General features: G+C 32.9%; 8 protein-coding genes. 1 reads left to right on the top strand and 7 read right to left on the bottom strand.

The genetic code is table 11. The annotated features are described in order from the left end of the window. Positions 1-33: 33 nt before the first annotated feature. Together LQ189_RS09160 and LQ189_RS09155 are read right to left on the bottom strand one after the other, a co-directional pair. Positions 34-1,233 carry an LETM1-related biofilm-associated protein gene (locus LQ189_RS09160; protein WP_230156031.1) on the bottom strand — a complete coding sequence of 400 codons (1,200 nt, stop codon included), beginning with the start codon at positions 1,231-1,233 and terminating at the stop codon, positions 34-36. A 341-nt stretch (positions 1,234-1,574) separates the two neighbouring features. Next, positions 1,575-2,216: a superoxide dismutase gene (locus LQ189_RS09155; RefSeq protein ID WP_230158653.1), complete on the bottom strand. Its 642-nt coding sequence runs from the start codon at positions 2,214-2,216 to the stop codon at positions 1,575-1,577. A gap of 394 nt (positions 2,217-2,610) precedes the next feature. On the opposite strand from LQ189_RS09155, the gene LQ189_RS09150 reads away from it, so the two are divergent. Then, positions 2,611-3,531, top strand: coding sequence for a YihY/virulence factor BrkB family protein (locus LQ189_RS09150; RefSeq protein WP_230156029.1), 921 nt, complete (start codon positions 2,611-2,613; stop codon positions 3,529-3,531). A 147-nt stretch (positions 3,532-3,678) separates the two neighbouring features. Here the strand turns inward: LQ189_RS09150 and LQ189_RS09145 are convergent, their stop codons facing one another. The 5 genes from LQ189_RS09145 to LQ189_RS09125 all read right to left on the bottom strand — a co-directional run bounded on the left by LQ189_RS09145 (position 3,679) and on the right by LQ189_RS09125 (position 11,788). After that, positions 3,679-5,484, bottom strand: a complete 1,806-nt coding sequence (locus LQ189_RS09145; RefSeq protein ID WP_158729445.1) for an acyl-CoA dehydrogenase family protein — start codon at positions 5,482-5,484, stop codon at positions 3,679-3,681. A 40-nt stretch (positions 5,485-5,524) separates the two neighbouring features. After that, a complete protein-coding gene (locus tag LQ189_RS09140; protein ID WP_230156027.1) occupies positions 5,525-6,706 on the bottom strand; it encodes an acetyl-CoA C-acyltransferase in 1,182 nt (393 codons plus the stop codon). Between the two features lie 81 nt (positions 6,707-6,787). Next, a complete protein-coding gene (locus LQ189_RS09135) occupies positions 6,788-9,178 on the bottom strand; it encodes a 3-hydroxyacyl-CoA dehydrogenase/enoyl-CoA hydratase family protein (RefSeq protein WP_230156025.1) in 2,391 nt (796 codons plus the stop codon). 48 nt (positions 9,179-9,226) lie between these two features. Further along, positions 9,227-9,733 carry a MarR family winged helix-turn-helix transcriptional regulator gene (locus LQ189_RS09130; protein WP_230156015.1) on the bottom strand — a complete coding sequence of 169 codons (507 nt, stop codon included), beginning with the start codon at positions 9,731-9,733 and terminating at the stop codon, positions 9,227-9,229. Positions 9,734-10,012: 279 nt separating this feature from the next. Further along, positions 10,013-11,788, bottom strand: a complete 1,776-nt coding sequence (locus LQ189_RS09125; RefSeq protein ID WP_230156012.1) for a long-chain fatty acid--CoA ligase — start codon at positions 11,786-11,788, stop codon at positions 10,013-10,015. Between the last annotated feature and the right edge of the window lie 388 nt (positions 11,789-12,176).

Below are 12,176 nucleotides of genomic sequence, written 5' to 3'. Positions count from 1 at the left end.
AGGCCCAAAGAGCATATTGCTTTTTGGGTTTTTTTATTCTTCGTCCAGGTTTTCGTTGAATGCTGTTGGAAGTAGGGTAGGAATGAATTTGATCAAAATAGGCAGTAATAAACTACCTCCTGGGAGTAAAAAAATTGTAAGAGAAGGTATGGTTTTACAAATTTCTAACAATTGTTTTTTGACTTTTTTCTTTTCTTTTTCATCAAGATCTCTTCGGGTGGAATAAGCAAGCAAAACCATTAATTCCTTACTTTGATAGAGTTCTTTTAATAGCCGATTTTTATTTCGACTTATCAAGGTAACAACACTCTGTGTAGTTTGATCGTAAAAATGTTTTACTGGATTTGAATAATTAAAATATGGAATATCTTTTTTGTGTTGTGCAATAAATGTATTTGTACAGCTTAAGCTTTGAATTACAAATTCATCATTAATGTTTAGAATAGTGGCAAGTGAGTGTAAAAAATAATTTTCTTCATTTTCTATTTCTCCATCGCTCCATAACGCCATACAGGCTAGATCAATTAAGTAGTATTTTTCAAGATCATTTGTAAAATAATCTAGTTGCAGTGTATCTAAGTTTTGTGTTGTTCCTTTTGAAAACTTACTATATCGTATTGATGCTTCAAAAAGTTTAATTAAAAGATCATCATATTGTGATTTTTTAGTCTTTATTTTTAAAGCTAATGTGACTACGTTTACAATAGTTTCCTCAATTTTTTTTAAATACTTTTCTGGAATTTCTCCTCTAACAAGATATTGTTGAAATGCAATAATATCTATGAATAATAAAGCATTGGTAACCAAGTGTGAAAAATTTTTATTGATGATACTCTCGTTTGTTTGTACTCGATCATCAATAATTTTTTCAAGTGTAAGCGCTAGTGAATCTTTGGGTAATATTTTTTTAAACAAATTAAATCCTTGAGGATTCATTTGGTTATAAAAAGTTACCGTTTCTTTTATGAAAAGATCACTTTGATTTTCTCCTTTTGTCAAACAAAAAACATCATAGAGGAGTGTAAGTAATGCTACCTTTGATATTTCATCCTTAAACCAGCCTTTGGTTTGAATTTGAGTAGGAGTGTTAAAGGCAATGATATGACCATAAATAAAACCAGTTGCTCTTACTTTTTCATAAAAAGCATTAGTTGTAATGGCATTAGATTTTGTAGAAAAATCTTGCTCATTAAAAAATTTATCTATCCAACCTATAGCTGACGGGTTAATCATTGTTTTAATTTCAGAGTACAAAGCTATTCTTTTTTAGGTAAGTTTTTGAATCATAAAATTAGTTTAACAAAAGAATTACAAACACTTTAATTTTTGTTAAGAAAACGATGCGAGAAACATTCAACTAAGCTTTAGGCAGCACTACTATGAATTACGGGATTCGTGTTTTTTGTATTTAGTACAGATTAATTTTAGAAGTATATTCTATTTTTTTTAAACATGTTGATTTAGATTGCAGCATATGTTTTGGTGAAACAGGAGTTTTGTAAAAGCGTATAATTAAAACAGGCTTCGATTTTTGATTATCGAAGCCTGTTTTAATAAAAAATGATAAACTCATTTTAAGAATTAAAAAGTTGTTCAGCTTTTTCCCAGTTAACAACATTCCAAAAAGAGTTAATGTAATCAGCTCTTCGGTTTTGATTTTTGAGGTAATAAGCATGTTCCCAAACATCTAAGGCTATGATTGGTTTACCTTTAAGACCTTTTCCTTTCAAACGCATTAATGGATTGTCTTGATTGGCTGTGGAACCAATTACGAGTTGACCATCTTTAACTACTAACCATGCCCAACCTGAACCAAAACGTTTCATAGATGCGTCTGCAAATTGTTTTTTGAATTCATCAAATGAACCAAAACTACTAGTAATTGCTTCGGCTAGTTTCCCCTTGGGCAAACCACCTCCAGCAGGAGATAGTAACTCCCAAAATAAGGTGTGATTGTAATGGCCTCCAGCATTATTTCGGATTGAATCAGGAAACTGTGACATTTTTTCAAATATAGTTTCGAGTGAGCTAGAAGATTCAACAAATTTTTTATCAAGAGTTTCAATTGCCTTATTCAAGTTGGTTACGTAGGCTTGATGGTGCTTTCCATAATGAATTTCCATTGTGACTTTATCTATATGAGGCTCAAGAGCATCAGTAGAATAAGGTAATTTTGGCAATACAAATGGTCCTCCTTCAAGGCTATTAGTTAACATATCGCTCCCAGTTTCTTCGAGTAGGGGCTGAGTAGTATTTGCAAAAGCGTCCTGTAATAAAGTACTCCCTATCAAGGTTCCTGTTGAAAGTATTGCTGTTTGCTTTAAAAAACTTCTTCTGCTAGTATTATTTTTCATTAGTTTTTTTGTTTTGACATGCCTTAACATTTAATTTATAAAATTATGTAAATACATTTCAAATGGGGTTAAGAAAGACTTAAATTTTAGAATGTTTTATTTTTATTGGTCTTTTGAATATATTTTAGATTAAATTATATAAAATTCTTTTCAATTTGGTGTATATCTTCTTTGTAATTTTGAAAATTCATTTTTAGTTGAAACCAAATATTTGATTTGGATTCAAATGGAGTACCTATAACTATATTTTATTTTAATGAAAAAGAGAAAGTTAGCTAAAGATGGCTGGAGCCTTTTGAAACGAACCTATGAAGAGTTTGAAAATGATAACGCAATCAAATTGAGTGCCTCATTGTCGTATTTTACTATTTTTTCATTACCTCCATTATTAATAATTATACTGTCTATTTTTAGCTTTTTCTTTGGAAGAGAGGCTGTTACTGGGCGGTTTTTTGGTCAAATAAACGGTATGGTAGGCAATCAAGCTGCTTTGCAAATTCAAGAGACTATTAAGAATATTGAACTTTCAGATAGTAATACTTTTGCAGCCATCTTTGGTGGAATCATGCTTCTTATTGGAGCCTCGGGAGTTTTTGCTGAAATTCAAAGTTCTATCAATTTTATTTGGGGTTTAAGGGCAAAACCTAATAAAGGTATCATGAAGTTTGTTAAGAACAGATTAATGTCTTTTTCAATGATTGCATCTGTGGGATTCTTACTAATGGTAAGTTTAATGCTCAATACAGTTATGGATGTTATAAATGCACGTTTGATAGTTTATTTTCCTGATACAACGGTATACATTTTTTATGTACTCAATATTATATTGCTTTTTATTACAACAACTGTTTTGTTTTCAGTGATTTTTAAAACATTACCAGATGGAGAAATAGTGTGGAAAGATGCCTTAATTGGATCTAGTTTTACCTCTTTCTTTTTTATGATAGGGAAATTTGCAATAGGTTTTTACCTAGGAAGTTCAACGGTTGCCACTGTTTATGGTGCAGCAGGCTCTATTGTAATTATTTTAGTTTGGGTTTATTATTCGGCAATCATATTATATTTTGGAGCTGAGTTTACCAAAGTATACGCCAATGCTCATGGCAATAAAATTGTCCCAAACGACTATGCAGTAGCTATTAAAGTAGAAGTATTAGAGGTAAAAGAAGTGAAATAATTTTTTTGAAATATTTATTGGATCTTATTTTATTTAAATATCATTTTTAAGTAGTGGAAGATTTTTTAAAAATAGTTTACATAAAAAAACCGCCTTGTTTTTTTCAGGTACAAGGCGGTTAAAAAAAAAACTAAAAACTAACTTTTATTAGAAACAATATTCATTTTCTGCTACTAGTTTAGCAGTAATTATTTCTCTTAATGCCACTACATTTGGCATGTTTGTGTATTTTGTAAAACGACGTAATCCCATTAACATCATACGTTGCTCATCACCTTCAGCAAAAGAAATAATGCTTTCTTTTCCTTTTTGGTTTACAATATCAACGGCTTTGTACAAGTAAAGTTTAGCCATTGCAATTTGCTCTTGAACTTTATCTTCTCCTTCTTTTTTAGCTAATTTCTCAGTTCTTAAGATAGTACTTTCTGCCATGTAAACTTCAATCAGCATATCCGAAGCAGCCATTAATAATTGTTGGTGTGCATCTAAGTCAGCTCCAAATTTTTGAACAGCACTACCAGCAACCATCAAGAAAGATTTCTTTAAGTTTTTGATGATTTCTTTTTCTTCGGCAAATAATTCAGAATAATCTGGTGTGTCAAATGATGGAATTCCCATCAACTCTTCAGATACTTTCATAGCAGGTCCTAATAAATCAACATGCCCTTTCATTGCTTTTTTAATTAACATACCTACTGAAAGCATTCTGTTAATCTCATTTGTACCTTCATAAATACGAGCAATTCTTGCATCTCTCCAAGCACTTTCCATTGGTGTATCTTCAGAGAATCCCATACCTCCAAAAATTTGAATTCCTTCATCAGAACAGTTTTGAACATCTTCTGATACAGCAACTTTCAAGATTGAACATTCTATTGCATATTCTTCAACCCCTTTTAATTCAGCTTCTTGATGAGAAGTTCCTTCTGCTTCACGAGCAATGATTCTGTCTTCAATATCTTTTGCTGCACGGTAAGAAGCACTTTCTCCTGCGTAGCAAGAAGTTGCCATCTCAGCTAATTTTGAACGAATTGCACCAAATTGAGAAATAGCTGTATTAAATTGGATTCTTTCATTAGCATATTTTACAGATCCTGTAATTACTCTACGTTGTGCATCAAGACAAGCAGCTGCTAATTTGATACGACCTACGTTAAGTGCGTTCATCGCTATTTTAAAACCATTACCTCTTTCAGATAACATGTTTTCAACAGGAACTTTAGTTTCGTTAAAGAAAACTTGACGAGTAGATGAAGCACGAATTCCTAGTTTATGCTCTTCTTCACCCATTGAAATTCCGTTGTTATCCGTATTTTCAACTATGAAACCTGTAATGTTTTTATCATCACCAATTCTAGCAAAAACAATAAACAAGCTACAGAAACCTGCATTTGAAATCCACATTTTTTGACCAGTGATAGAATAATGTGTTCCATCTTCAGATAAAACTGCTTTAGTTTTTCCTGAATTTGCATCAGATCCAGCTCCTGGCTCCGTTAGGCAATAAGCACCAAACCACTCTCCAGAAGCAAGTTTAGGAACGTATTTTAATTTTTGCTCCTCAGATCCATACAATGTGATTGGCATAGTACCAATTCCTGTATGAGCTCCAAAAGCAGTTGAGAATGAACCAGTTGCTCCAGAAATGTAATCACATACTAACATAGTTGATACAAACCCCATTCCTAATCCACCATAAGCTTCAGGTACTGCAACTCCTAAAAGTCCTAGCTCACCAGCTTTTCTCATGGATTCTTCCGTATAAGCATAATCCTTTTTTTCAAAACGATCTTTGTGTGCCCATAACTCTTTGTCTACAAATTCTTTTACAGAGTCACGCATCATTAATTGCTCTTCTGTAAAATCTTCAGGTGTGAAAATATCTTCACATTTTGTTTCTTTAACTAAAAACTGACCACCACGGGTTACGTTTTTTTCAATTGTATCTGCCATTTTTTTATTTTTTTAATATGTTTTTATGTTAAATCTAAGCTTACAAAAGTTCGTAAATACCTGCAGAACCTTGACCAGTCCCTACACACATACTTACAATTCCGTACTTGCTTCCTCTGCGTTTCATTTCATCAAACAGTTGTACTGATAATTTTGCTCCAGTACATCCTAGTGGATGACCTAATGCAATGGCACCTCCATTTACATTAATGATTTCTGGATTTAAGTCTAATTCACGGGTTACAGCTAATGCTTGAGAGGCAAAAGCTTCGTTTAACTCTATTAAATCAATGTCATTAATTGTTAGACCTGCTTGTTTTAATACCTTTGGGATTGCTTTTACAGGTCCTATTCCCATGATTCTTGGTTCAACTCCTGCCGAAGCGAAATTTACCAAACGAGCAATTGGCTCTAAGTTGTACTCTTTTACCATTTCTTCGCTCATGATCAATACAAAAGCGGCACCATCACTCATTTGTGATGAGTTTCCTGCAGTTACACTACCATTTGCTTCAAAAACAGGACGTAATCCAGCCAAAGCTTCTTTTGATGTACCAGCTCTTGGACCTTCGTCTTTATTTACAACGTATGATTTGGTTTCTTTTTTTCCGTTTTCATTAAGGAATGTTTGTTCCACCGTAATAGGAACAATTTGCTTGTCAAATTTACCTTCGGCTTGTGCTTGCAAAGCTTTCATGTGAGAGTGGTATGCAAATTCATCTTGATCCTCACGAGATACTTTAAATTGTTGTGCTACTGCCTCAGCAGTAAGACCCATTCCCCAGTAGTAATCCTCGTTTCCAGCTTTTGCAACAGCATAATCCGGAGTTGGTTTGTAACCTCCCATTGGGATAAAACTCATGCTTTCAGCTCCACCTGCAATAATACAATGTGCCATACCTGATTGAATTTTAGCAGTAGCCATACCAATAGTTTCCAAACCAGAAGCACAATATCTGTTTACAGTAACACCAGGAACATCTTCTACTTTTAAACCCATTAACGAAATAAGTCTCGCAACGTTTAGTCCTTGTTCTGCCTCTGGCATTGCATTTCCTACCATTACGTCATCAATGCGTGTTTTATCAAAACTTGGCAACTCATTCATCATAAATTCGATGGTTTCTGCTGCTAATTCATCAGGACGTTTAAATCTGAACACTCCTTTTGGGGCTTTCCCCACGGCTGTTCTGTATGCTTTTACTATATAGGCTGTTTTCATAACTAGTATTTTGAATTTTGACTCGTAAATTTTTAAACGATAATAAGTTTTAATTTATAAGTCTTAATTTATTGTTTAAAATTAATTTCTCAACGGTTTCCCTTTGGTCAACATAAATTGGATTCTTTCTAATGTTTTTCTCTCTGTACATAATGATAAGAAAGCTTCTCTTTCGATATCCAATAAATATTGTTCGCTTACTAGTGTTGGCTCAGATAAATCACCACCTGCCATTACGTAAGCTAGTTTATTAGCTATTTTTTTATCATGTTCAGAGATGTATTTTCCAGCTTCCATTTGATCTGTACCTACTAAGAACATCCCGAGAGCTTGTTTTCCTAGTACTTTTACATCCTTTCTACGTATTGGTTGTGTGTAACCAGCTTCGGCCATCAAGAGTGCATGTTTTTTTGCTTCTGCAATCTGTCTGTCCTTATTTATTACAATGATATCTTTACCATGTTGAAGTAATCCAGTGTCAAATGCTTCATATCCTGATGTAGATACTTTTGCCATTGCAATAGTCAAGAAATATTCTTGCAGTACATTTAACTCCACATCATTTTTATGGAATAAATCAGAGGCACGCATAGCCAATTCTTTAGATCCACCACCGCCAGGTATAACCCCAACACCAAATTCAACTAATCCCATATAGGTTTCTGCTGCAGCAACAACTTTGTCAGCATGCAAACTCATTTCGCAACCACCACCAAAAGTCATTCCGTGTGGTGCTACTACAACTGGAATTCCAGAGTAACGTACGCGCATCATCGTGTCTTGGAACATTTTGATAGCCATATTCAACTCATCATACTCTTGCTCCACAGCCATCATGAAAATCATTCCAATATTGGCACCTACAGAGAAGTTTGCTGCCTGATTACCAATAACCAATCCTTGATATTCTTTCTCAGATAAATCAATTGCTTTATTGATAGCTTGTAAAACATCACCACCAATAGTATTCATTTTAGATTGGAATTCTAAATTTAATATTCCGTCTCCTAAATCTTGGATGATTGCACCGCTATTACTCCATACTTTTTTGCTTTCGCGAATGTTATTTAGGATAATAAAGGCGTCTTGTCCCGGAACTTTTGTTTGTGTTTTACTTGGAATATTGTAGAAAAACGTTGCACCTTCTTTTACTGAATAAAAACTAGTATTTCCAGAAGCTAACATATCATTTACCCATGCAGCAGGAGCTAAACCTTCTGCCTTCATGATTTCAATTCCTTTTTCAACACCTATGGCATCCCAAATTTCAAATGGTCCATTTTCCCATCCAAAACCGGCTTTCATGGCATCGTCTATCTTGTAAAATTCATCTGAAATTTCAGGAACTCTATTTGACACATAAGCAAATAACCCAGCAAAACTTTTTCTGTAAAATTCACCAGCTTTATCTTTCCCTTTTACAAGTACTTTAAAACGGTTGATCGGTTTATCAATAGTTTTGGTAAGTTCAAGTGTTGCAAAAGATGCTTTTTTTGCAGCTCTATATTCTAATGTATCTAGATCTAAGGTTAAGATGTCTTTACCTTCTTTTTTATAAAATCCTTGTCCTGTTTTGCTACCCAACCATTTGTTTTCCATCATGGTGTTTACAAACCCAGGAAGTTTAAACAAGTCGTGTTGCTCATCATATGGACAGTTTTCATAAATACCATTGGCAACATGAACTAAAGTATCCAAACCTACAACATCAACAGTTCTAAAAGTAGCCGATTTTGGACGACCAATAACAGGCCCAGTCAATTTATCTACTTCTTCAATAGTAAGTCCCATTTCTTTTACCAAGTGAAACAAACTTTGAATTCCATAAATTCCAATTCGGTTTCCAATAAACGCTGGAGTATCTTTGGCCAAAACCGAAGTTTTTCCTAAAAACTTCTCTCCATAAACCGTAAGAAAATCTAAAACCTCTGTGCTTGTTTGTGGCCCAGGAATGATTTCAAATAATTTCAAGTAACGCGCTGGGTTAAAAAAGTGGGTTCCACAAAAATGTTTTTGAAAATCTTCACTTCTTCCTTCACTCATAAAATAAATAGGAATACCAGAAGTGTTAGAAGTTACTAGTGTACCTGGTTTTCTAAATTTCTCAATTTGTTCAAAAACTAATTTTTTAATATCAAGTCTTTCTACAACAACCTCAATAATCCAATCTACACCAGCAATTTTTGCCATGTCATCTGTTGTATTACCAGTTGAGATGCGATTTGCAAATTTTTGACTGTAAATAGGAGATGGCTTTGATTTTAAAGCTGTAGCTAAACTATCATTTACCAATCGATTTCTAACAATTTTACTCTCTAGTGTGAGTCCTTTTTTTGCTTCGGCATCCGTCAATTCTCTTGGGATAATATCCAAAAGCAATACTTCAACTCCAATGTTAGCAAAATGACAAGCAATTCCAGATCCCATAATTCCGGATCCTATTACTGCAACTTTTTTGATGGTGCGTTTCATACTTCGTTTATGTTTGTTTTTTTAATTTGTAATGTTTTATCTGTCTGCTTATATATTTGATTCTAATTGAACTGTTTCCTTAATTTCTAATTTTTCAACAGTTGTGTCAAGTGTGTGGGTGTTGTTAAAAATGTTTTTTTCTACAATTAATTCGTTAATTACATCCGCAACTTCAACAAAATGTTGTAGTTTTTCTTCAGAAATTGATTTGCGTACAGCATCATTAAATTTCAGAACTGTATTTTTTGAAAGTTCTCTTTTTTCTTTTCCAAATTCTGTTAAGTAAATCAATACTCCACGTCCATCCTCGGGATTTTTCTTGCGTATAATTAATCCCTTTTCCTCCATTGATTTAAGAGTTCTTGTTAAGCTTGTGGCTTCCATTCCCATTTTAGGTCCTAAAGAAGTTGATGGAGTTCCACCTTCTTTATCAATACTCAACAATGCAAAACCTGTTGCCATACTTGCATCATATTTTGATGCTTCTTCGTTATACATTCTGGCTACTGCTTGCCATGTTGCTCTTAATATGTAATCTATTGTTTTATCTTTCATGGGAAACTATATCGATTTCAAATATAATAAAAAAAATACTATGCACGCATAATAAAAGTGTTTTTTTTATTAAAAATTTATTAAATATAAAAAAACATTCTTGAATATGAGAACTTTATAAGGTAAAGTGTCTTGTGATGGGTTGTAGTCTATATGTTGTTATAACCAGACAAAGCCTCATTTTTAGACCCAAAAAAAGCCACAAGTAAAACTTATGGCTGATAATGGGTAACATTATATTTTAATTTAAAATCCTTGAGAAGGTTTTAAGACATTATATTAATTGTAAATTTTATTAAATAAGTCAGCATATTTTTGTAAAACTATTTTTCGTTTTAATTTTAGAGTAGGTGTGAGTTCTCCTCCTTCTATAGACCAAATATTTGGAGTAAGTTCAAAACGTTTTATTTTTTCCCAATTTCCAAACTTTTCATTCAAAGTATCAACTTCTTGTTGAATACGTTCTATTACTTTTTCATTGGCTACAATAGCTTCATTGCTGTTACCTAATTCAATTTTATGAATTAAAGCCCATTCTTTAATAAAATCAAAACTAGGTTGAATAAAGGCACCTGGCATTTTTTGTCCGTCACCTATTACCATGATTTGCTCGATAAAACGGGATTGTTTCATGGTGTTTTCAATAAGTTGTGGGGCAATGTATTTTCCGCCTGAGGTTTTAAACATTTCTTTTTTACGATCTGTTATTTTCAAGAATCCGTCTTTGTCAAATTCCCCTATATCACCCGTATGAAAGTAGTTATCAGTAATAACTTCGCTTGTTAGTTGTGGGTCTTTGTAATAGCCCATCATCACATTAGGGCCTTTACATAAAATTTCACCATCTTCAGCAATCACTACTGATACGTTGTCAATAACTTTTCCTACTGTACCAACTCTAAAACCTTTATTTCTTAAATCATTTACAGAAATTACAGGAGAAGTTTCAGTTAAGCCATATCCTTCCATAACAGGGATTTCTGCTGCTGCAAAAATTCTGGCTAATCTTGGTTGTAATGCTGCACTACCAGATACCATTAAGTCAAGTTTTCCACCTAAACCTTCTTTCCATTTGCTAAAAATTAGTTTACGTGCAATTTTAAGTTGAAACTCATACCAAAATCCATTTTTGCCGTAAGGCTCATAAACAAGACCTAAATCAATAGCCCAGAAAAAAAGTTTTTTCTTAATTCCTGTGAGTTCTGTTCCTTTGGCATAAATTTTATCATATACTTTTTCAAGAAGTCTAGGAACGGCAGTAATTACAGTAGGTTGCACCTCTTTGATGTTATCACTGATGCGCTCAATAGATTCTCCAAAATAGATGGATACACCATAATATTGGTATAAATAAAGGATCATTCTTTCAAAAATATGACAAATAGGAAGGAAGCTCAATGCTCTACTTTTTCCTGCTTCAAAAGGAATTCTTTTTGCACTGTCTAACACATTTGAAACTATGTTTTGGTGTGATAGCATTACGCCTTTAGGCCTTCCTGTTGTTCCAGATGTGTAGATAATTGTGGCTAAATCCTCTGTTTTAACATCGTTTTTGCGTTGCTCTACTGTATCTTGAAGACTCATGTTCTGACCTAGAACTAGCAATTCTTTCCAGTTTGCACATCCTTCTATTTCATTAAAAGAGTAAACACCTTTTAAAGTTGGAACGTTTTTTTGAATCAAACGTAATTTTCTTAAAACTTCTGTATCAGATACAAAACAGTAAATAGATTCAGAGTGGTTTAAGATATATTCGTAATCATCTTCGGCAATAGTAGGATAAATGGGCACAGTTTGAGCACCTGTTTGCAACACTCCTATATCCATAGTGTTCCATTCAGTTCTATTATTGGTAGAAATGATAGCAATTTTATCATTTTTTTGTACCCCTAACTGAATTAATGCACGTGATATGGCATTTGCATTAGCAATGTATTGTTGAGTAGAGGTTTTAATCCATTCTCCATTTTGTTTGGTAACCAACGCATCTGGAATAGATGTATATTTTTCTTGTTGGTAGTAAGGGAAATCAAAGAGGCGGGTGATATTTATCATTATGGAAATATTGTTTTGAATTGCAAATTAAAAAAAAATTAGTGATAAATTTTTAAAATTAGAAATTTTATAGTGAAAATTAATAATTATCGATGTTTTCAACTTAGATATTCAAGTTTTCTACTACTTTGTTTATTTGTTTTGAATGCAGAAAAGTAATGGTTATATCTTTTTGATATTAAATATAAGTATTAAAAAAAAGTAGTTTGAATTGTATAACCTTTATAAAGGAATTATTTCGCTTAATTATCATGTACATAATAATTAAGCGAAAATAATTTAAACAAGAAATAATGACGTTACCGTATTTGAGTACTAATTCAAAATATCAGAAATCGAACGACAACATTTTATTTAACTTCGTTAAAGAATTAATTCCCCAAAAAAA

This window comes from Flavobacterium sp. CECT 9288, assembly GCF_918731615.1.
Taxonomy (GTDB): Bacteria; Bacteroidota; Bacteroidia; order Flavobacteriales; family Flavobacteriaceae; genus Flavobacterium.
Note: the sequence above shows the minus strand (reverse complement) of the source record. Positions and strands in the feature narration are given on the sequence as shown.

Excerpts from the sequence above, each read along its gene's own strand:
- LQ189_RS09160 (WP_230156031.1), bottom strand. The coding sequence starts at position 1,233 with ATGATTAACCCGTCAGCTATAGGTTGGATAGATAAATTTTTTAATGAG.
- LQ189_RS09155 (WP_230158653.1), bottom strand. The coding sequence starts at position 2,216 with ATGTTAACTAATAGCCTTGAAGGAGGACCATTTGTATTGCCAAAATTA.
- LQ189_RS09150 (WP_230156029.1), top strand. The coding sequence starts at position 2,611 with ATGAAAAAGAGAAAGTTAGCTAAAGATGGCTGGAGCCTTTTGAAACGA.
- LQ189_RS09145 (WP_158729445.1), bottom strand. The coding sequence starts at position 5,484 with ATGGCAGATACAATTGAAAAAAACGTAACCCGTGGTGGTCAGTTTTTA.
- LQ189_RS09140 (WP_230156027.1), bottom strand. The coding sequence starts at position 6,706 with ATGAAAACAGCCTATATAGTAAAAGCATACAGAACAGCCGTGGGGAAA.
- LQ189_RS09135 (WP_230156025.1), bottom strand. The coding sequence starts at position 9,178 with ATGAAACGCACCATCAAAAAAGTTGCAGTAATAGGATCCGGAATTATG.
- LQ189_RS09130 (WP_230156015.1), bottom strand. The coding sequence starts at position 9,733 with ATGAAAGATAAAACAATAGATTACATATTAAGAGCAACATGGCAAGCA.
- LQ189_RS09125 (WP_230156012.1), bottom strand. The coding sequence starts at position 11,788 with ATGATAAATATCACCCGCCTCTTTGATTTCCCTTACTACCAACAAGAA.